The 19,929-nt window shown below is 71.9% G+C and carries 15 protein-coding genes and 1 tRNA gene; 10 read left to right on the top strand and 6 right to left on the bottom strand.

Annotation, left to right across the window (positions count from 1 at the left end; all coding sequences use genetic code 11):
• Window positions 1-159: 159 nt before the first annotated feature.
• The gene (locus tag AABM36_RS10205; RefSeq protein WP_019309440.1) at window positions 160-891 is read right to left on the bottom strand and encodes a hypothetical protein; all 732 of its coding nucleotides are present in this window, start codon (window positions 889-891) and stop codon (window positions 160-162) included.
• 282 nt (window positions 892-1,173) lie between these two features.
• Here AABM36_RS10205 and AABM36_RS10200 point away from each other — a divergent pair, with 282 nt between their 5' ends.
• Window positions 1,174-1,752, top strand: a complete 579-nt coding sequence (locus tag AABM36_RS10200; protein ID WP_081477417.1) for a M48 family metallopeptidase — start codon at window positions 1,174-1,176, stop codon at window positions 1,750-1,752.
• A 47-nt stretch (window positions 1,753-1,799) separates the two neighbouring features.
• Here AABM36_RS10200 and AABM36_RS10195 read toward each other — a convergent pair whose 3' ends face one another.
• Complete coding sequence (locus AABM36_RS10195) at window positions 1,800-3,308, bottom strand: zinc-dependent metalloprotease (protein ID WP_019309438.1); 1,509 nt, start codon at window positions 3,306-3,308, stop codon at window positions 1,800-1,802.
• Window positions 3,309-3,406: 98 nt separating this feature from the next.
• Between AABM36_RS10195 and AABM36_RS10190 the strand changes: the two genes are divergently transcribed.
• The 3 genes from AABM36_RS10190 (at window position 3,407) to AABM36_RS10180 (ending at window position 7,853) form a co-directional block, all read left to right on the top strand.
• Complete coding sequence (locus tag AABM36_RS10190; protein WP_100205648.1) at window positions 3,407-4,603, top strand: YlbL family protein; 1,197 nt, start codon at window positions 3,407-3,409, stop codon at window positions 4,601-4,603.
• Window positions 4,604-4,707: 104 nt separating this feature from the next.
• Complete coding sequence (locus AABM36_RS10185; protein WP_019309436.1) at window positions 4,708-7,671, top strand: UPF0182 family protein; 2,964 nt, start codon at window positions 4,708-4,710, stop codon at window positions 7,669-7,671.
• Window positions 7,672-7,776: 105 nt separating this feature from the next.
• Window positions 7,777-7,853 (top strand) — tRNA-Met (locus AABM36_RS10180).
• A gap of 250 nt (window positions 7,854-8,103) precedes the next feature.
• Here AABM36_RS10180 and AABM36_RS10175 read toward each other — a convergent pair.
• The 3 genes from AABM36_RS10175 to AABM36_RS10165 all read right to left on the bottom strand — a co-directional run bounded on the left by AABM36_RS10175 (window position 8,104) and on the right by AABM36_RS10165 (window position 12,570).
• A complete protein-coding gene (locus tag AABM36_RS10175; RefSeq protein WP_019309435.1) occupies window positions 8,104-9,702 on the bottom strand; it encodes a helicase HerA-like domain-containing protein in 1,599 nt (532 codons plus the stop codon).
• Window positions 9,703-9,704: 2 nt separating this feature from the next.
• Window positions 9,705-10,460, bottom strand: coding sequence for a PspA/IM30 family protein (locus tag AABM36_RS10170; RefSeq protein ID WP_019309434.1), 756 nt, complete (start codon window positions 10,458-10,460; stop codon window positions 9,705-9,707).
• Between the two features lie 67 nt (window positions 10,461-10,527).
• Window positions 10,528-12,570 carry a TPM domain-containing protein gene (locus AABM36_RS10165; RefSeq protein WP_019309433.1) on the bottom strand — a complete coding sequence of 681 codons (2,043 nt, stop codon included), beginning with the start codon at window positions 12,568-12,570 and terminating at the stop codon, window positions 10,528-10,530.
• Between the two features lie 250 nt (window positions 12,571-12,820).
• On the opposite strand from AABM36_RS10165, the gene AABM36_RS10160 reads away from it, so the two are divergent.
• Window positions 12,821-14,392 (top strand): S1C family serine protease, encoded by a 1,572-nt coding sequence (locus AABM36_RS10160; protein WP_019309432.1) that lies wholly within the window; start codon window positions 12,821-12,823, stop codon window positions 14,390-14,392.
• 128 nt (window positions 14,393-14,520) lie between these two features.
• On the opposite strand, the gene AABM36_RS10155 is transcribed toward AABM36_RS10160, so the two are convergent.
• Window positions 14,521-14,985, bottom strand: a complete 465-nt coding sequence (locus tag AABM36_RS10155) for a tRNA (cytidine(34)-2'-O)-methyltransferase (protein WP_019309431.1) — start codon at window positions 14,983-14,985, stop codon at window positions 14,521-14,523.
• Between the two features lie 107 nt (window positions 14,986-15,092).
• Between AABM36_RS10155 and AABM36_RS10150 the strand changes: the two genes are divergently transcribed.
• From AABM36_RS10150 to mtrA, 5 genes are all read left to right on the top strand, one after another.
• On the top strand, window positions 15,093-16,325 hold the full coding sequence (locus AABM36_RS10150) for a cysteine desulfurase family protein (RefSeq protein WP_019309430.1): 1,233 nt from the start codon (window positions 15,093-15,095) through the stop codon (window positions 16,323-16,325).
• 84 nt (window positions 16,326-16,409) lie between these two features.
• The gene (gene mnmA, locus AABM36_RS10145; RefSeq protein ID WP_019309429.1) at window positions 16,410-17,564 is read left to right on the top strand and encodes a tRNA 2-thiouridine(34) synthase MnmA; all 1,155 of its coding nucleotides are present in this window, start codon (window positions 16,410-16,412) and stop codon (window positions 17,562-17,564) included.
• A gap of 145 nt (window positions 17,565-17,709) precedes the next feature.
• Entirely contained in the window at window positions 17,710-18,090 is a 381-nt protein-coding gene (locus tag AABM36_RS10140) for a chorismate mutase (RefSeq protein WP_035885085.1), read from the top strand.
• Window positions 18,087-19,103, top strand: coding sequence for a hypothetical protein (locus AABM36_RS10135; RefSeq protein WP_019309427.1), 1,017 nt, complete (start codon window positions 18,087-18,089; stop codon window positions 19,101-19,103). The genes AABM36_RS10140 and AABM36_RS10135 overlap by 4 nt, the downstream gene beginning before the upstream one ends.
• An 87-nt stretch (window positions 19,104-19,190) precedes the next feature.
• The gene (mtrA, locus tag AABM36_RS10130; RefSeq protein WP_019309426.1) at window positions 19,191-19,877 is read left to right on the top strand and encodes an MtrAB system response regulator MtrA; all 687 of its coding nucleotides are present in this window, start codon (window positions 19,191-19,193) and stop codon (window positions 19,875-19,877) included.
• Window positions 19,878-19,929 lie beyond the last annotated feature (52 nt).

Below are 19,929 nucleotides of genomic sequence, written 5' to 3'. Positions count from 1 at the left end.
AAGCCGAACCGAACCGAAGCGACCCGGCTCGAACTGAACCGAAGCGAACCGAGCCGACCAGGCCCGGTTCGGTCAGCGGCGTGCGGCTCCGTCTCCCGTGGCCGGGTGTGGGCGCTGCGGTCGCGCGGGGATGCTGTGGGCCGGCACCCCGCGGTGATCTCAGCCACGGATGAAGGCGAGGGAGCACAGACATCCCGGGTCGGGCGCCAGACGGGCTCGAGCGAGACCCCGGCGGAGCACGAGCGCGTCCGACGGGTGGTCCTCGTGACCGTCCACGGCCGGGGACGGTGCGGCAGCGGCGTCGTCCGTGACGGCCAGGGCGAGCAGCCGCCCGGCGACGTCTCCCGCCACGACGGTGCGCGTGATGGCGGCCAGGGCCGAGCCGGCCCCCGGCGGGACAGGGTCTGCACCCTCGGGCGTGATGCGGCGGACCAGACGCCGTGCCTCCCGGGCGGCCGCCACCAGGCACCCGCAGCACGGGCGGTGGGCCCAGTCCGTGGCCGGCCACGTCACGGCGCTCGCGCCGTCCGTCACGACGTGCAGAGACGTCAGGGCGCCTTCGAGCGAGGGATCCTCCGGCGCCACGAGGTCGGTCACGAGATCGCCGGCCACGGCCCCCGCGCGCAGTACGACGGCGGCGGGGACGGCCGCGGAGGGGAAGAGCTCTGGGGCGCTGAGCGGCACGCAGCGGGCGGCACGGCGACGCAGCTCCCGGCGCAGCACCAGCTCGCGCGGCTGACCCTCCGACTCCGCGGGGTACGGACCGTGGCGGATGTCCGCGACGGACACGGGTGAGGGGTCGTGGACGTTGAGAAGGCACACCCCGGCCTCCGCGAGCCGGAGGCACACGGCCGCCGCGAGGGGGTCCAGACCGGAGACGAAGACGTGCACCTCGTCGACCGCCGGAGGGGAGCAGTGCTCCGGCGGGTGCTGACGCGCTGTCGGCCGCGGGCCCGTGGTGGGGGACCCGGAGGTACCCGGAACGCGGGGCGCAGCCGCGCGCCCCGGCCCGGGGGGAGGGCTCGGCGCCGCGGCCGGGACGGAGGTCTGGACGGGTGGACGGTTCATCCTCCCAGGGTGCGCGTCGCGGCCGCCGTCCGCCGGGCGGTCCCCGGAATCCACAGCACGGGTGCCGGTTCGCCTGGCGCGGGACCGCAGTGGTGAACTGGGGGCATGCCCAGAGCCCGAGCCAGAGCGAGCGAACCCCCGGAAGACCTGCCGGAGATCATCGTGCAGCGCAGCGCCCGCCGCACCAAGACCGTGAACGCGCACTTCAGCGGGGACGCCGTGGTGCTCGCCGTGCCGCAGCGGGCCACCCGAGCCCAGATCGCCCACTGGAGCGCCACCCTGGTGCCCCGCGTGGTGGCCAAGCGACGGGCGGCGGAGGCGGCCGCACGCACCCGGCACTCGGACGAGGCGCTCGCGGAGATGGCCAAGCGGCTGTCCCGCGTCCACCTCCAGGGCCGCGCGCGGCCCACGAGCATCACGTGGTCCACACGTCAGCACACACGCTGGGGATCGGCCACCCCGAGCACCGGGAGCATCAGGATCTCGCGCCGCCTCGCGGACGCCCCCGAGTGGGTCCTGGAGACCGTGGTGCTCCACGAACTCGTGCACCTTCTCGAGGCGCACCACAACGACCGCTTCTGGGAGCTGGCCCGGCGGCACCCCCGAGCGCGCGACGCCGCCCAGTTCCTGGACGGCGTCGCGTGGGCGGAGCGTCACCCGGCAGAGGATCCCGACCGGGGGTGAGGCGCCCGGTGGGCGGGCCCCGCGGGGTCAGGACCTCGTGACCGGGATCAGTTGTCCTTGGGCGTGGTGTCGGGGTCGTCCTGGTCGTCGTCACCCGCGTGGCCGGCGTTCCCGTCCGCGTCCGGATTCCGGGAGGTCCCGTGCGGGGCGTCATCGCCCTGGGCGGGGGAGCCCTGCGTGGGGGAGCCCTGCGCGGGGGAGTCCGTGCCGGGTTCCTGGCCGGCCTCGTAGCCGCCGGCCAGCAGCTTCTCCAGTGCGGCGTCCATCTCCTCGTCGCTGGCGGTGAGCAGACCGCGGCGCTCCTCGAAGCCCTGGGGGTCGTCGAGGTCCTCGTTGGTGGGCAGCAGCTCGGGGGACTCCCAGAGGCTGTCCCGCTCGGTGATCCCGCGCTGCTCGGCCACGTAGTCCCAGAACGTGGCGGCCTCGCGCAGCCGGCGCGGGCGCAGCTCGAGACCCACCAGGGAGCCGAAAGTGCGCTCGGCGGGCCCGCCCTCCGCGCGGCGTCGGGCCATCATCTCGGTGAGCGCCGGGGCGGACGGGATGTTCACGGTGGAGGCCACCGTGACCCGGTTGACCCAGCCCTCCACGAGCGCGAGCACCGTCTCCAGCCGGGCAAGCGTGACTTCCTGCTGCGGGGTCATCTCGGGGCTGAACACCCCGGAGGCGAGCGCGTCCTGGACGCCGGAGGGATCGGTGGGGTCCAGGTCCCGCGCGATCGACTCGATGCGCTCCATGTCGATGTGGATCTCGGAGGCGAACGCCGTGATGAGGTCGAGCACGTGCTGGCGCAGCCACGGGACGCCATGGAACAGACGGGCGTGCGCCGCCTCACGGATGGCCAGGTAGAGCAGCACGTCCGAGGCGGGCAGGTCCAGCCCCTCGCTGAACTCGGCGATGTTGGAGGGGACCAGCGCGGTGCGCTTCGCCGCCAGTGGGATGCCGACGTCCGAGGAGGAGAGCACCTCGCAGGACAGCCCGCCCACGGCCTGCCCCAGCTGCATGCCGAACATCATGGACCCGGCCCCGGAGAGCATCCCGGACAGGTCCGCGCCCCCCATGGCCTGGGAGAGCTCGGGCGGCAGCTGCTGGGTGAGCGCCTCGGACATGGCCTGGGAGACGGAGGCGGCCACGGGAGCGGACATCTCCTTCCAGGTCTCCCACGTGGCCTCGATCCACTCGGCGCGCGCCCACGCGGCGGGCATCACGGGCGCCTCGTCGAACGCGGTGTTGTCCCGCAGCCAGAGGTCCGCGAGCTTCATGGCGTCGCTCACGGCGCCCTTCTGCTTCTCGGTCACGGAGGGGTCGCCCTTCTGGGAGGCCACCTGCCGTGCGTGCTGGCTGGCCAGGTCCCAGTTCACGGGCTCGCCGGAGGACGACGAGCTCATCATGGACTGGATCTGCTGGAACATCATGGACATGGTCTGCGGGTCCACGGGCATCCCGGCCGGCATGTCGCCGGGCTTCATGGCCCCGGACCCCAGCAGACGCTCGAACATCTCCTGGAACGGGTCCTTGGGGTTCTCGCCGTTCTCGTCGTTCGGAGGATTCGAGGGCATGGGACCGCCAATCGTCGTGAAGAGGGAGTGCTGGAACTGCCGTCCAGGATATCGGGCGGCCCCTGGGGCCCACCATCCCGCACACCCACAGTTCGCTGATGGCTCAGGTTCCGTCACCCGGGCTCGACGCCGCCCGGTCACCTCGGCGTCGTCGTGGCAGGGTCACGGGACGGGTACGCTGGGCCCTCGTGAAGCGCGCGCAGAGCACAGGGAAGACCACGGCCGGAACCACGGCGGCCCAGGGACGGCCACGCCGGTGGTCCCTGCCCACGGTCTCGCTCGTGGCCACCTCGGCCCTGCTCGTCGCGGGAGTCGTGCTGCCCGCACCGTACGTGATCGAGGCCGCCGGACCCACCTTCAACACCGTGGGAGCGCACCAGGACAAGGAGCTCGTGGAGATCCAGGGCGCCCCCACGTATCCCAGCGACGGCCAGCTGGATCTCACCACCGTGTACGTCACGGGCGGGCCGTCCGGGCGGATCAACTCCATCAACGCCGTGCTCGGCTGGCTGGACCCCTCCGACGCCGTGATCCCCGAGGACACCCTGTACCCGCCCGAGACCACGGGCCAGGAGGTGGACGACTCCAACGCTGCGGCCATGGCCTCGTCCCAGGACGAGTCGGTCGCGGCCGCCCTGGACTACCTGGGCACCCCGTACACCACCACGCTCACCGTCCACGCCGTGGTCGAGGGCGGACCCGCGGAGGGCTCGCTCCGGGCGGGGGACGAGCTGGTGTCCGTGGACGGCAGCCCGGTGACCTCCCTCGAACAGCTGCGCTCGCGTCTGGACGAGGCGGGCTCCGAGGGGGCGGACGTCACCGTGCGCCGGGACGGCGCCACCACCACGGAGCACGTGGATCTCACCCGCGGCGAGGACGGCACGAGCTGGCAGCTCGGCGTGTACCTCGTGCCGAGCTACGACTTCCCCGTGGACGTGGAGTTCCAGCTGGACCAGGTGGGCGGACCCAGCGCGGGGATGATGTTCGCCCTCGGGATCATCGAGGAGCTGACCCCGGGATCCATGGCCGGGGACGAGCACATCGCCGGAACCGGCACGATCACCGCGGACGGCGCCGTGGGACCCATCGGAGGGATCCGCCAGAAGCTGGAAGGGGCGGCCGACTCGGGCGCCTCGTACTTCCTGGCGCCCACCGAGAACTGCTCCGAGGTCACGGGGCACGTCCCGGAGGGACTCACGGTGGTCGAGGTCGCCACGCTCGGGGAGGCGGTGAACGCGGTCGAGCAGGCGGCGGCGGGCAACGTCTCCGGGCTCCCCAGCTGCGGAACGCGGTGACACCCCGGTCCTGAAATGTCCGCGTGCAGGGTCCCCGACACCATAAGGTTGACTGTGATCATCCTCAGGTGATCGTCCGCGCCCAGGAAATTCAGAGGTAAGCAGTGACCGCCGGATCCACATCTCCCCGCCCGTCCGAGAGGTCCGCCGCGGGCCGCCCCAAGCGCGGGGCGCTGCTGCCCACCGTGATCGCGGTGGTGGTCCTCATCGCGCTGTTCGTGGCCTTCACCCAGGTCTACACCAACGTGCTGTGGTTCGAGCAGCTCGGGTACCTGAAGGTGTTCGTCACCCAGAACCTCGCCGCCATCGGCCTGTTCGTGGTCTCCGCCCTGATCGTGGCGGGTCTCATGTTCCTCAGCCTGTGGCTCGCGTACCGCAATCGTCCCCGGGGCGGTGAGGTCACGGACACCATGCGCAAGTACCAGCAGGCCCTGGACCCGGTGCGCAAGGTCGTGATGATCGCGGTGCCCGTGATCTTCGGCCTCTTCGCGGCCTCCACGGTGGCCACGCAGTGGCAGACCGTCCTGCTGTTCTTCAACCAGGAGCCCTTCGGCCAGACCGATCCCGAGTTCAACCTGGACCTCGCCTTCTACGTGTTCACGCTGCCGTTCCTGCGGCTGCTCATCGGGTTCCTGGTCACGGCGCTGCTGCTCGCCGGCGTGGCCGGTCTGCTGATGCACTACGTCTACGGCGGGATCCGCATCCACGAGCGCGGGATCTCCACCACGCGCGCCGCGCGCGTGCACCTGGGCTCGATCGTCGCGGCATTCCTCGCGCTGCAGGCGGTGAACTTCTGGCTGGACCGCTACTCCACCCTGATCTCCGACTCCGGCAAGTGGACCGGCGCGCTCTACACGGACGTCAACGCCGTGATCCCCACCAAGGGCATCCTGGCCGTGGCCGCGCTGCTCGTGGCCATCCTCTTCGTGGTGGCCGGGATCATCGGCCGCTGGAAGCTTCCCCTGATCGGACTGGCCATGCTGGTGGTCGTGGCCGTGGTGGCCGGCGGTCTCTACCCGTGGGCCATCCAGCGCTTCCAGGTGACCCCCACCGAGCAGGCGCTCGAGAACGAGTACATCCAGCGCAACATCGACATGACCCGGCAGGCCTACGGTCTGGACCAGACCGAGGTCACGCCGTACGACGCCACGACCCAGACGGAGAAGGGCGCGCTGCGCCAGGACACGGAGACCACCTCCAACATCCGTCTGCTGGACCCCAACGTGGTCTCGCCCGCATTCGCCCAGCTGCAGCAGTTCCGGCCGTACTACCAGTTCCCGGAGATGCTCGCGGTGGACCGGTATGAGATCGACGGCCAGATGCAGGACACCGTGATCGCCCCTCGTGAGCTGAACCCGGACCAGATCCAGGGCTGGTACAACCAGTCCGTGGTCTACACCCACGGCTACGGAGTGGTGGCCGCCTACGGCTCCCGGGTGCAGGAGGACGGCAAGCCGGAGTTCATGCAGTCCGGCATCCCCTCCACGGGCGAGATCTCCGACGACTACGAGCCGCGGATCTACTTCGGCGAGAACTCCCCCAACTACTCCATCGTGGGTGGCTCCCCGGAGGACGAACCCCTCGAGCTGGACCGCCCCCAGACCAACGAGGGCGACGCCGCGGACGCCAAGACCACCTTCACGGGGGACGGCGGTCCCAACGTGGGCAACTGGTTCAACAAGCTGGCCTACTCGATCAAGTTCCAGTCCACGGACATGCTGCTCTCGGACGCGGTGCGCCCCGAGTCGCAGATCCTCTACGACCGCAACCCCCGGGAGCGCGTGGAGAAGGTCGCGCCGTACCTCACCGTTGACGGCAAGCCCTACCCGGCGATCGTGGACAACGAGGTCGTGTGGATCGTGGACGCCTACACCACGGCCGCGTCCTACCCGTACTCCTCGCCCTCCGTGCTCCAGGAGGCCACGCAGGACACCCAGACCGCGCAGGGTACGGCCGCGGCGCTGCCCAACGAGCGCGTGAACTACATCCGCAACTCGGTCAAGGCCACGGTCAACGCCTACGACGGTTCCGTGGACCTCTACGCGTGGGACGACCAGGACCCGGTCCTGAAGGCCTGGCAGAAGATCTTCCCGGAGACCGTGAAGCCGTACTCGGAGATGTCCGCGGACCTCATGGCCCACGTGCGCTACCCCGAGGACATGTTCAAGGTCCAGCGCGAGCTGCTCAACCGCTACCACGTGACGGACGCGAACAGCTTCTACGCGAGCGACGACGTGTGGTCCGTGCCGAACGATCCCACCCAGCAGAACCAGGACGTCCCGCAGCCGCCGTACTACCTGTCGATGCGCATGCCGGGGGAGAAGGAGGCGAACTTCTCACTCACGTCCTCGTTCATCCCGCAGCAGAACGAGACGGGCAACACCCGCAACGTGATGTACGGCTACCTCTCCGCCAACGCGGATGCCGGCACGGGCAAGGACGGCGAGAAGAGCGACGAGTACGGCAAGCTCCGGCTGCTGGAGCTGCCGCGCTCGTCCGTGGTGCCGGGTCCGGGCCAGGCACAGAACCAGTTCAACTCGGACACGGACGTGTCCCAGGAACTGAACCTGCTGCGCCAGGGTGCTTCCGAGGTCATCAACGGCAACCTGCTGACCCTCCCGGCGGGCGGTGGCATGCTCTACGTCCAACCCGTCTACGTGCAGTCCTCGGGCGACGCCGCGTACCCCACGCTTCGCCGCGTGCTCGTGGGCTTCGGCGAGCAGGTCGGCTTTGCGCCCACGCTCGACGGCGCCCTGGACGAGGTCTTCGGGGGCAACTCCGGTGCCACCACGGACACCGGAGCCGGTGTGAGCGAGCAGGCGGCGGAGGCCGCCCAGGGCGGCGACACCGGGAAGAAGGACGACTCCGCGTCGCCGAGTCCCTCGGCGTCCGGCACGCCCGCGCCGCGCTCGTCCTCGCTCCAGGAGTCCCTGGACGCGGCCAACAAGGCCATGCAGGACTCGGACCAGGCCATGAAGGAGGGTGACTGGGCCAAGTACGGAGAGGCTCAGGACCGACTGCAGCAGGCCATCGAGGACGCGATGGCCCAGGACGGAGCCACGCAGTAGCACGGCCCGCACCGCACGCGAGGGGCGACCCTCGGGAACCAGTTCCCGGGGGTCGCCCCTCGATTTGCGCGACCCCCACGGCCTGCGTATAGTTGTCGATGTCGCCGCGGGGTGGAGCAGTTCGGTAGCTCGCTGGGCTCATAACCCAGAGGTCGCAAGTTCAAATCTTGCCCCCGCAACCACGAAGAAGCCCGGTTCCTCCAGGAACTGGGCTTCTTGCATGTCGGCGCCGTGCCTCTCACGCCCGAGAGTTCCCGCGCTCGGACCAGTCCCGCACCCCGATGCCACCGTCCACCCGGCCCGTTGTGCCCGGGAGGTGCAGGGCGCGTTCCGCTCCTGGTCTGACACTGCGCCACCGTGTTCCACAGCCACGACGCCGCCGTGCCCCGGGTGGGGCGGCGGCGGCGTCGCGGGTGGCGGGGGAGCCGGCCGTCAGCGGCGGCGCCGGGAGGTGCCGAAGAGGGAACGGGTGATCTCCCGGCCCAGGGTGGTCCCCGCCGAGCGCATCATCGAGCGCACGGCGGGATTGTCCATCACGGAGCCCAGGAAGCCGCCCTCGTCCTGGCGGGTGCGCGGCTGGTCCGCCTCCTGCCGACGCCGCTCGTCCGGCTCTGCGGCGCGGGTCTCCTCCGCGCGGTCCTCGGCCGCGCCCCCGCCGGCCTGCGCCCCGTCGAGGCGCGCGCGCAGCAGTTCGTAGGCGGACTCCCTGTCCACGGGCTGGCCGTAGGTCTCCATGAGGGGCGAGGCCTTCACGGCCGCCTCGACGTCCGCCACCGGTGCGGGCTTCATGAGGGACTGCGGGGCCCGCATCCGGGTCCACGCCACGGGCGTCGGGGCGCCGGTCTCGGACAGCACCGTGACCACCGCCTCACCCGTGGCGAGCTGGGTGAGCAGCTGCTCGAGGTCGTACTCGCTGCGGGGGTAGGTGCGCGCGGCGGCCTTCAGGGCCTTGGCGTCGTCGGGAGTGAACGCGCGCAGGGCGTGCTGCACGCGGTTGCCCAGCTGCGCCAGGACGTCCGTGGGGATGTCCTTGGGGGACTGTGTCACGAAGAAGATGCCCACGCCCTTGGAGCGGATCAGCCGCACGGTCTGCTCGATGGAGTCCAGGAACTCCTTGGAGGCATCCTCGAAGAGCAGGTGCGCCTCGTCGAAGAAGAACACGAGCTTCGGCTTCTCGGCGTCCCCCACCTCCGGGAGGTCCTGGAAGAGGTCCGCGAGCAGCCACATGAGGAACGTGGAGAACACACGCGGCTGCTGCTGCACCGCGGCCAGCTCGAGGCACGAGACGACCCCCCGGCCGTCCTCGGCGGTGCGCAGCAGCTCGGCGGTGTCGAACTCCGGCTCACCGAAGAAGACGTCCGCTCCCTCGTTCGCGAACGTGGTGAGCTCGCGCAGGATCACCCCTGCGGTCTGCTTGGAGAGCCCGCCGATGCTCGCGAGCTCCTCCTTGCCCTCCGGGGAGGTCAGGTGCACGATCACCTCGCGCAGGTCCTTGAGGTCCAGCAGGGCGAGCCCGTGGGAGTCCGCGTAGTGGAAGACCAGGCCCAGGGAGGACTCCTGCGTGGCGTTGAGCCCCAGCACCTTGGCCAGCAGCGTGGGCCCGAAGGAGGTCACCGTGGCGCGTACCGGCACGCCCGGTCCCTGCCCACCCAGGCTGTAGAACTCCGTGGGGCTCGCGGTGGGAGTCCACGTCTGGCCCACGGACTGCGCACGCTCGGCCACCTTGGGGTTGTCCTCCCCGGGCTGGCAGATCCCGCTGAGATCGCCCTTGACGTCCGTGAGGAAGACGGGGACACCCTGCGCGCTGAGCTGCTCGGCGAGCGCCTGCAGGGTCTTGGTCTTTCCGGTGCCGGTGGCCCCGGCCACCAGTCCGTGGCGGTTGAGGGTGGCCAGCGGGACCCGCACGGGAGCGTCCGCGTGCGCACCGGACTCGTCCAGCGCCGCGCCCAGGTCGAGGCACGGCGCCTCCGAGGCGTAGCCGGAGCGGATGGCCTCGAGCTGCTTCTGCGCCCCTGTGGGATCCTCAGCCATCCTCAGACCTCCTCCGCTGAGACGATGTTCTCGCCGTTGGTGGGGGAGCCACCGTTCTTGAGCGCGGCCAGCCGGGCCTCGATCTCGGTCTGCTGGCCCATGGACTCCAGCGCCTCGAACTGGCGGTCCAGCGAGGAGTCCGCGAGTTCCTGCTGACCGGCCACGCGGGCCTCCTCGCGGCGGATCTTGTCCTCGAAGCGGGAGACCTCGCCCGTGGGGTCCATCACGTCGAAGGACTTCAGGGCATCCTGCACCTGGGACTGGGCCTGGACGGTCTTCTGGCGGGCGGCGAGCTCGTCCCTCTTGGCGGAGAGCTCCTGCAGCTTCCCGCGCATGCTGTTCAGCCCGTCCTTGAGCTTGGCGACCGTCTCGGTCTGCGCCGCGATCTGGGGCTCGGCGCCGCGGGCCTCGTTCTCGGACTGGATCTGGCGCTGGATCGCCACCTTGGCGAGGTCGTCGAACTTCTGCGCCTCACCGGCCTTGCCGGCCGCGCGGAACTCGTCCGCCTTGTTGGACGCGGCGAGCGCCTTGGAGCCCCACTGCTGGGCCTCCTGCAGATCCTCGGCGTGGTCCTTCTCGAGCAGCCGCAGGTTGCCGATGGTCTGGGCCACCGCGGACTCGGCCTCCCGGATGTTCTCGGTGTAGTCGCGCACCATCTGGTCGAGCATCTTCTGCGGGTCCTCCGCAGAGTCGATCATGGCGTTGATGTTGGCCTTCGCCAGCTGGGCGATCCGGCCGAAGATGGACTGCTTGGTCATGGTGTTCTCCTCTTCTCGTCACTTAATTGGAGCTGAAATCTGTGGGGCGCTTCGGGCCCCGGGCGGATCAGAAGTTGCCGCCCACGCCGCCGTCGAAGCCGCCACCTCCGCCGCCGAAGTCTCCTCCGCCGCCGAATCCGCCGCCCCCGCCGAAGCCTCCGCCGTAGCCGCCGCCCCCGCCGTTGAGGATGCCGCCCAGCAGGATCCCGCCGAGCATCGCACCGCCCATGCCGTTGCTGCGGCGACCGTAGCCGGCGCCGCCGTACCCGGGGCCGCCGTAGCCCATGGGGGAGGTGAACTGGTCCACGTCCTGCTGCGCCGCGCGCTGGGCGGCGTCGGCCAGGCGGATGGACTGGTTGGCCTCGTTGAGGGCCCGCTCGGGGTCGGAGTTCTGCAGCTCGTGGGCGATCTCGAGGTGGCGCTCGGCCTCGGCGAGCTCGGTGCGGGCCCGCGCCCCCACTCCACCGCGGCGTGCCCACACATAGTCGGACGCGGTGGTCAGGCTGGCCTGGGCGCTCACCAGGGCGTGGGAGAGCGTCTCCCGCGCGGAGCGGGCGCGGTCGTTCGCGGAGCGGACGTCCTGCAGCCCTTTGTCCAGCTCGGCCTTTGCCTGCGCGAGCCGGCGGGTGGAGCCGATCGGGTCGTAGCGGCCCGTGGCCATCTGCTGGGTGACCGTCTCCAGCACGGAGCGCACACCTGCCGCGGCGCCGGCGAGCTCGGGGCGGGAGCCCTGCCGCACGAGGCCCTCGGCCTCGGCGACGTCCCGCTGGGCGATGCTCACGGCGTCCTTGAGGGACTCCTCCGCGCGGGCGAGCTCCCGGCGGGCGTTGTCCACGGAGTCGACGAGCCGGGCGGCCTGGCCCTGCGCCTCCTCGGCGGCACGGATGTCCAGCACGGCCTCGGAGATCCGCCCCGCGTCCAGGTGCTGCTGCGCCCGGGCGATGGCATCCTTCGCGAAGTCGAGACGCTCCCGCGCCTGCTCGCCGTTGTCGCGGACGGACGCGAGAGCGGCGTCGTCGTACTCGCCGTGCAGCGAGACGAGCTGGGCCTCGACGTCCTGCAGCCGTGGCGCGGTGGCGGCCACCGCGGAGCGGACGCGCTCGAGCGCCTCCGGGGCACGCGTCTCCAGCTGGCGCAGCCCGGCGAAGCTCTGCTCCTGCTCGGCCAGGGGAGCGCGGGCCTGCCGCGTGCGCTCGATGATCTCCCCGAGCCACGCGCGCTGGTCCGCTTCCGTGTCCGGGATGTGGTCCTCGAGCTTCTGCTGCAGCTCGAACGAGGCGCGCATGTGCTCCTTGGCCCGCGCGAGGGCCTCCTCGAAGGGGCGCGTCTGCTCGCTGCCGTACTGCAGCTGCGCGAACGCGAGCTCCTGCTCCGAGTGCTGGATGGCGTTGTCCGCCTCCACGAGCGCGGAACCGGCCTGCTTGTGCAGCTCGGGCAGCGGGACCAGCGGGCGCTGGGGTGCGGTGCCACCGGGGCCCTCGCCCCCGGACGGCCCGCCGGGGCCCGGCTGCCCGCCGTGGGCACCGCCCTGGGCACGACGCCGCCGCGAGCGCATCACGGTCGCGGCACCCACCCCGGCAGCCGCCACCCCGCCCGCCAGCAGCAGGCCGGTCACGGCGCCGCCCGCGCCGCCGAGCTCCTGGTCGATCCCGTCCACGGCGCCCTGGGCGGCAGCGTCCCAGTCCCCGGTGCGCAGCGCGGGCGCGATGTGCTCGTCGTAGATGTCCTGCTGCTCGGACGTGGACAGCGGTCCCGAAGAGTTGGCCACGAAGCGCGCCTGCTTGGACTGCGTGGCCACCGCCAGGACGGCGTCGTTGGTCCCGAAGCCGTTGGTCTTCGCGAACTTCTGGACCCACTCACCCGGGTCCGTGGGATCCGTGAAGGTGTCCACGTACACCACGTAGAGGGTGATGCTGTGCTCGTTCGCCAGCTCGGAGATGTCGTTCTGCAGGGCCGACGAGTCCCCGAGGGCGCCGCTGGTGTCCACCACGCGCTGGCCGGGGTCCACCCGGGAGGGCGGCTCCGCGTGCGCGGCCGGGCCCGCCACCAGGCAGGCGCCCGTGAGGAGGGCGGCGGGAATCGTGCGGTGCCAGGCGGTGCGTGGTGTCATGACCCTCGTTCCGTTCGGATGTCAGCCCGGTGGACGGGCGGCGCCCGGTGCGCCCGGGGAAGGACCCGCCGTCCGGTTCACAGGATACGCGTCGGTGTCAGCGGGGTCACACGAGGGCAATCGGTCGGCTGGCGCCCCCACGCGGCGGTGTCGAGGGGGACGTCCAGCGCCGCCCCAGTCGGAACGGGCATACTGGGAGTCCGCAACCTGTCGGGCCGGTCACCGGTACCCCGCTCTACGAGGAGAGAACATGGCTGATTCCCACGATCCGCGCACCGGGGGCGATCCCCAGGGGCCGGTGCCCCCGTACGGCCAGTACGGCGCGGGCCAGCAGAGCGGTTCCACGAACCCCGACGACGGTTCGGCGTGGCAGTCCCAGGAGACCCGTCCGATCCCGCCCGGGGGTGGGGAGGGCTCCCCGCAGTACGGTGGTGCCTCCTACGACGGCGCGCCCGCCGGAGGCCCCTACGGGAGCGGGCCGTACGACGGTGCCGGGTACAGCGGCGGCGGGTACGACGACGGCTCCGGGGCCGGCTATCCGCCCGCGGCGGGTGGACCGGGCTGGGACGGGTCGGAGGGCGGCGCCTATCCCGCTCAGGACGGCGCCGCGGCCCCCAAGCGGAAGTTCTCCGGGGGGACCATGATCGCGGGGATGGCGCTCGCCGGGCTGCTCGGTGCGGGTGTGGCGGTCGGTGCCGGTGCGCTGGGCGACGACAACGCCACCGGCGGCACCAACAGCTCGCCCGTGATCGTCAACGACACCGAGTCCGTCAACGAGATCACCGCCGCGACCGAAAAGGCCTCCCCGTCCGTGGTCACGATCTCCGCCGCCTCCGGCAACGAGGCCGGCACGGGCTCCGGTGTGCTGCTGGACGACCAGGGCCACGTGCTGACCAACACCCACGTGGTCACCCTGGACGGCGCGGCCTCGGACGCGAAGATCGAGGTGCAGGCCGCTGACGGGTCCGTGCGCAAGGCCACCGTGGTGGGCACGGACCCGGAGTCCGACCTCGCGGTCATCAAGATCGACCCCAACGGTCTGACCCCCGCTGTGTTCGGGGACTCGGACAAGCTCAACGTGGGGGATGCCGCGATCGCCATCGGTGCGCCGCTGGGACTGAGCGGAACCGTCACGGACGGCATCGTCTCCACGCTCAACCGCACCATCGCCGTGGCCTCCTCGGCCGCCGAGGACACCCCGGACGACTCCCAGCAGAGCCCGGGCGGTCCGCAGGACTTCTTCTTCAACTTCCCGGACAACGGCCAGTCCGGCTCGCAGTCCGCCAAGTCCAGCGTGTACCTGAACGTGATCCAGACGGACGCGGCCATCAACCCCGGCAACTCCGGTGGTGCGCTCGTGAACTCCGCCGGTGAGGTCATCGGCATCAACGTGGCGATCGCCTCCGCGGGCGGTTCCTCCAGCGAGTCGTCGGCGTCCGGCAACATCGGCGTGGGCTTCTCGATCCCGTCCAACACGGCCAAGCGCGTGGCGGACGAGATCATCAAGGACGGCAAGGCCACGCACGGCTACCTGGGCGCTTCCGTCTCCCCGTACGTGCCCTCCGGCAGCACCTCGGACCAGTTCTCCTCCGGCGCCCAGGTGCGCTCGGTGGAGTCCGGGTCCCCCGCGGCGGACGCCGGGTTGAAGACGGACGACGTGATCACGTCCTTCAACGGCAAGCCGATCACGGACGCGGACGCCCTGACCGCGGGCGTGCGCGAGCTCGCCGCGGGTTCGGAGGCCGAGATCGTCTTCAACCGGGGCAACGACGAGCAGAAGGCCACCGTGACCGTGGGCAACGCCGCGGACCAGAAGAAGTAGTCGCGTCACTGCGGTGACGGGCCGGCAGCCACCGGTCCGTCACCGGAGGTCTCACGGCACAGCAGGTGCGGCGCCAGGGACGGTGCGCAGCGGCGGGGAACGGAACGGGCGGCGTCGTCCCCCGTGCGTCACACCCCGTCCGGGAAGCCCAGCTGGCGCCACGCCTCGTAGAGGGCGATGGAAGCCGAGTTGGCGAGGTTCAGGGAACGGCGCCCCGCGAGCATGGGAATCCGCACCCGCTCGTGGACGTGCTCGTCCGCGAGCACCTCGTCCGGCAGCCCCGTGGACTCGCGTCCGAACAGCAGGACGTCACCGTCCCGGTAGGCCACGTCCGTGTGGCGCGTGCTCGAGCGGGACGTGAACGCGAAGACCCGCGCGTCGCCGAGGGCGTCCCACAGGGCCTCCACCGTGGGGTGGACGTCCATCACCGCGAGGTCGTGGTAGTCCAGGCCCGCGCGCCGCAGGTTCGCGTGGTCGAAGTTGAAGCCGAGCGGCTCCACGAGGTGCAGGCGGGCCCCCGTGCACGCGGCGAGCCGGATGGCGTTGCCGGTGTTGCCGGGGATCTCGGGGGTGTGGAAGACGAAGTGGAGCATGGCTGCGAGTCTAGGCCCCGTCGGCGCCTACGGACGCCGCGGTCTCAGCCCCGTGAGGGTGCCTGACGGACGGGGCCCGGGAGCGGAGCCGGTCGTAGGATGGGCCCATGCCCACACCCCGTGTCTACATGGACCACGCCGCCACCACGGACATGCTCCCTGAGGCCGTGGAGGCCTATCTGGAGCAGGCCAGGCGGGGCGGCAACCCTGCGTCCCTGCACTCCGGCGGTCGGTCCGCCCGCATGGCGCTGGAGACGGGGCGGGACGCCGTGGCGGCCGCCCTGAACGCGGAACCGGTGGAGGTCATCCTCACCTCCGGGGGGACGGAGGCGGACAACATGGCGGTGCTCGGCCTGTTCCGCGCCGCCCGGGAGGCGGATCCACGGCGAACGGTGATCGCCCTGTCCGCCGTGGAGCACCACGCCGTCTCCGAGGCCGCCGAATGGCTCGCCGCGCACGAGGGTGCGGAGCTCGTGTGGCTCCGCGTGGATGCCGCGGGTCGCGTGGATCCCGGCCAGCTCGAACGGCTGCTGGCCGAGCGGGCGGCCGAGATCGCGCTGGTCACCGTGATGTGGGCGAACAACGAGGTGGGGACCGTGCAGCCGGTGGCCGAGCTGGCCGCCCTGTGCGACGCCGCCGGGGTGTCCTTCCACGTGGATGCGGTCCAGGCGTTCTGCGCCGTTGCCGTGGACGCCCACCTGTCCGGGATCAGCACGCTCGCGGTCTCCGCGCACAAGCTCGGCGGGCCCATGGGGGTGGGCGCCCTCTACGCACCGCGCACCGTGCGTCTCGCCGCCACGAGCTTCGGCGGCGGCCAGGAGCGCAGCGTCCGTTCGGGCACCGTCAACGCCGCTGGCGCGGCGGCCTTCGGCGCGGCCGTGGAGACCGCGCAGCGAGGATTCCGGGACGAGTTCCTGCGCCGGGCCACCCTGCGCGACGCCCTCGTGGCGGGCATCCGGGAACGCGTCCCAGAGGCGGTGCTGCGCGGACCCGAGCCCGGGAGTCCTGCCGAGGAGTGGGAGCACCCCACCCGACTGCCCGGCAACGCGCACTTCACCTTCCCCGGCTGCGAGGGCGACTCCATGCTCTTCCTGTTCGACGCCGCGGGGGTGGCCCTGTCCACGGGCTCTGCGTGCAGCGCGGGGGTGCCCCGCGCCTCGCACGTGCTGCTCGCCATGGGTGTGGACGAGGAGACCGCCCGCGGTGCCCAGCGCTTCTCCCTGGGCCGCTCCAGCACTCCGGAGGACGTGGAGGCCGTTCTCGACGCCCTCGTGGACGTCCACGCCCGGGCCCGCGCCGCGGGGCTGTCCGGACACGTCCCGGGGTCCTTCACGTCCTGAGCCGACCCGTCGCGGGGAATAGCCGCCCCGGGACGCGGGTTGTTAAAGCGTCTCGTACAACCACAACCTTCAGAAGGGGACCCCGTGCGCGTTCTGGCAGCAATGAGTGGCGGTGTGGACTCCGCGGTGGCCGCGGCCCGGGCGGTGGCCGCCGGGCACGACGTCACGGGCGTGCACCTCGCCCTGTCCCGGACCCCGGGCACGCTGCGCACGGGAGCCCGCGGCTGCTGCACCATCGAGGACTCCCGGGACGCGTGGCGCGCGGCGGAGAAGCTCGGCATCCCGTACTACGTGTGGGACTTCTCCGAACGATTCCAGGCGGATGTCGTGGACGACTTCGTGGCCGAGTACGCGGCTGGGCGCACCCCCAACCCGTGCATGCGCTGCAACGAGAAGATCAAGTTCGCCGCCCTGCTGGAGAAGGCCCTCGCGCTCGGCTTCGACGCCGTGTGCACCGGCCACTACGCCAAGGTCGTGGAGGGCGCGGACGGCCACAGGGAGCTGCACCGCGCCGCGGACTGGGCCAAGGACCAGTCCTACGTGCTGGGCGTGCTCACCGCCGAGCAGCTCGAGCACGCGATCTTCCCGCTCGCCGAGACCCCCTCCAAGGCGCAGGTGCGGGCCGAGGCGGAGGAGCGGGGGCTGTCCGTGGCCAAGAAGCCCGACTCCCACGACATCTGCTTCATCCCGGACGGGGACACCCGCGGCTGGCTCGCTGACCACATGGACCTGGACCCCGGGCGGATCGTGGACACCAAGGGCAATGAGCTCGGGGAGCACCGGGGCGCGCAGGCCTACACCGTGGGTCAGCGCCGCGGCCTGCACATCGGCCGCCCGGCTCCGGACGGCAAGCCGCGGTTCGTGCTGGAGATCCGCCCCAAGACCAACGAGGTGGTGGTGGGCCCCGAGCAGCTGCTCGCGATCGACGTCATGGAGGGCATCCGTCCCTCCTGGGCCGGGCTGCCCCCGCGGGAGGTCGCAGCCCTCGGCGACGATCCCGAGGCCCGTTCCGAGGAGTTCGAAGTGACCGTGCAGGTCCGCGCCCACGGGGACCCCGCGCCGGCCCGGGCGTGGCTCACGCGCACGCAGGGCACCCCGCGGCTGCACGTCCGCCTGGACACGGCCCAGCGCGGCGTGGCCCCGGGCCAGACCATGGTGCTCTACCAGGGCACCCGCGTGCTCGGCCAGGCCACGATCGACGCCGCGTTCGCGGACCGCGCCCACCACGCGCCGGCCTGAGCGGAGTCCGTTCGTCGCCGGTGGGGCGGTCGCGACGACGCCGCGCGGCCGCGTGTCAGAGCTTGCCCTGCCTCCGGTGCGGGTGCCGGGTGTTCCGCGAAGAGTGCGCGGGGTCGGGTCCGCGAGCCCGTTTAGAGTGGTGGTCATGAGTTCCGCGACCGATCCCGCAGACCACGCGCCCCTCGATCCCGCCGCGGGCGGGGCGGGGCCCGGTGACACCGCGTCCGCCCAGGAGCGGCTGGACGCGATCCGGGGCACGATCGACAACATCGACGCCGCGCTGATCCACCTCCTCGCAGAGCGCTTCAAGGCCACTCAGCGGGTGGGCACGCTCAAGGCGGAGAACGACATGCCGCCCTCGGACCCGGAGCGGGAGAAGGCCCAGATCGAGCGGCTGCGCAGCCTGGCGGTGGCCGCCCACCTGGATCCCGAGTTCGCGGAGAAGTTCCTGAACTTCATCATCAGCGAGGTCATCCGCCACCACGAGGCCATCTCCGAGGACCACCAGCGCGGAACGGACGCATGAGCGGCTTCGCCACGGACGCCGTCACCGCCACCTTGACCCGGCCCCTGCGCGGCACGGACCTCGTGGAGACGTTCACGGTGCTGCGGGGCGAGCTCGGAGCCCCGCACCGCGCGGCCGTGCCCCTGCTCCCGGACCGCGGGCCGCACGCGGAGCTCGCGGCACGCACGTGCGCGGTCCTGGAGTCCCTGCACGCGGACCGCCAGCCGCACGGCTGGCGCGTGACCGGCGTCGCCGGGGACGACTCCCGCCAGGCCCGCGGGCTGCTCGCGAGCGACCTCAACGCGGTGGCCGACGTGCTCGGCGCGGAGTCCGGGGCGGACGATGCGCCGGTGGTCTTCACGCTTCTCGGGCCGGTGTCACTCGCGGCCACCGTCCACGTGCGCAACGGCGAGAAGCTGCAGTCGGACCCGGGGGCCCGGCGTGACCTCACGGAGTCCTGGTGCGCGGGGATTGCCGGTCTCATGGCCGCGGTCCGGCGCAACACCGACGGCCGCGGCGCGGTGCTCGTGCTCTCGGAACCGGAGCTGGACAGGGTCCTGGAGGGCACCATTCCCACCGCCAGCGGCTACCGCACCCTGCGTGCCGTGCCCCGCGCCGAGGTCCGCGACGCCCTGACCGCGGCGGTCGGCGCGTGCAGGGACGCCGGTGCGGCGTCGGTCGTGCTCGACGCCGGAGCGGCCGGGGCGCACTGGGCGCCCCGCTGCGGCGCCGACACCGTGGTGGTGCCCCTCCCCACGGGGAGCACGCGCGAGTGGGAACCGCTGGCGGCTCTGCGCGAGGCGGGGCTGCGGCTGTGCGTCGACTCGGTGGGGACCACCGCACCGGCACGAACCGCGGTCGAGCGGCTGCTCGGCCCGTGGTGCGAACTGGGCATGGAACCGGCGGCTCTGCTGGGAACCGTCCTGGCGCCGTCGTCCCGGATCAGTGAACTGGCACCCCCGCAGCTGCCCGCGGCGCTGCAACGGGTGACCGGGGCGGGCGGCGCGCTCACGGAGGCGTGCAACGAGGGTTGACCCCGCTCAGGCCGTAGAATCGGCAGACAGGACGCGGGTCGTCGGCCGCGGCCGACCCCGGAGCAGGAACGAGGGCGAAGGCGGGCCATGAAGGCGAGAATTCTGGTGGTGGACGACGATGCCGCGCTGTCCGAGATGATCGGCATCATCCTGGCGTCGGAGGACTTCGAGCCGGTGTACTGCTACGACGGCTCGAGTGCCCGCGAGGTCTTCCGGGCCTCGGAGCCGGACCTCATCCTCCTGGACCTCATGCTTCCCGGGTTGGACGGCATCCAGGTGTGCCAGCAGATCCGCGCGGAGTCGGACGTGCCCGTGGTGATGCTGACTGCCAAGTCCGACACCGCCGACGTGGTGCGCGGGCTCGAGGCCGGCGCGGACGACTACGTCCCCAAACCCTTCAAGCCCGCCGAGCTCGTGGCGCGCGTCAAGGCACGGCTGCGTCCCATGGACCGCGGCGCCACCCAGGAGATCACGCTCGGTGACATCGTCATCGACGTCACCGGTCACACCGTGACCCGGGACGGGGAGGAAATCTCCCTCACGCCGCTGGAGTTCGACCTGCTCGCCACCCTCGCGCGCTCGCCGCACCAGGTCTTCAGTCGCGACGAGCTGCTGCGGGACGTGTGGGGCTATCCCCACGCGGCGGACAACCGGCTGGTCAACGTGCACGTGCAGCGGCTGCGCTCCAAGGTGGAGCGCGACCCCGAGAACCCCGAGGTGGTGCTCACGGTGCGCGGCATCGGGTACAAGGCCGGCGGGCACCCGCATAAATGACGGCGAGCGCAGCACCGCCGGCGTCGACACCGGCACCGCGCCGCCGCCCCAG

This window comes from Kocuria sp. KSNUG (genome assembly GCF_049532735.1).
Taxonomy (GTDB): Bacteria; Actinomycetota; Actinomycetes; order Actinomycetales; family Micrococcaceae; genus Kocuria; species Kocuria rhizophila.
The sequence above is the reverse complement of the archived record's forward strand: the minus strand, read 5'-3'. Positions and strand labels throughout refer to the sequence as shown.

Excerpts from the sequence above, each read along its gene's own strand:
- AABM36_RS10200 (WP_081477417.1), top strand. The coding sequence starts at position 1,174 with ATGCCCAGAGCCCGAGCCAGAGCGAGCGAACCCCCGGAAGACCTGCCG.
- AABM36_RS10195 (WP_019309438.1), bottom strand. The coding sequence starts at position 3,308 with ATGCCCTCGAATCCTCCGAACGACGAGAACGGCGAGAACCCCAAGGAC.
- AABM36_RS10190 (WP_100205648.1), top strand. The coding sequence starts at position 3,407 with ATGGCTCAGGTTCCGTCACCCGGGCTCGACGCCGCCCGGTCACCTCGG.
- AABM36_RS10175 (WP_019309435.1), bottom strand. The coding sequence starts at position 9,702 with ATGGCTGAGGATCCCACAGGGGCGCAGAAGCAGCTCGAGGCCATCCGC.
- AABM36_RS10170 (WP_019309434.1), bottom strand. The coding sequence starts at position 10,460 with ATGACCAAGCAGTCCATCTTCGGCCGGATCGCCCAGCTGGCGAAGGCC.
- AABM36_RS10165 (WP_019309433.1), bottom strand. The coding sequence starts at position 12,570 with ATGACACCACGCACCGCCTGGCACCGCACGATTCCCGCCGCCCTCCTC.
- AABM36_RS10160 (WP_019309432.1), top strand. The coding sequence starts at position 12,821 with ATGGCTGATTCCCACGATCCGCGCACCGGGGGCGATCCCCAGGGGCCG.
- AABM36_RS10155 (WP_019309431.1), bottom strand. The coding sequence starts at position 14,985 with ATGCTCCACTTCGTCTTCCACACCCCCGAGATCCCCGGCAACACCGGC.
- AABM36_RS10150 (WP_019309430.1), top strand. The coding sequence starts at position 15,093 with ATGCCCACACCCCGTGTCTACATGGACCACGCCGCCACCACGGACATG.
- AABM36_RS10140 (WP_035885085.1), top strand. The coding sequence starts at position 17,710 with ATGAGTTCCGCGACCGATCCCGCAGACCACGCGCCCCTCGATCCCGCC.
- AABM36_RS10135 (WP_019309427.1), top strand. The coding sequence starts at position 18,087 with ATGAGCGGCTTCGCCACGGACGCCGTCACCGCCACCTTGACCCGGCCC.
- mtrA (WP_019309426.1), top strand. The coding sequence starts at position 19,191 with ATGAAGGCGAGAATTCTGGTGGTGGACGACGATGCCGCGCTGTCCGAG.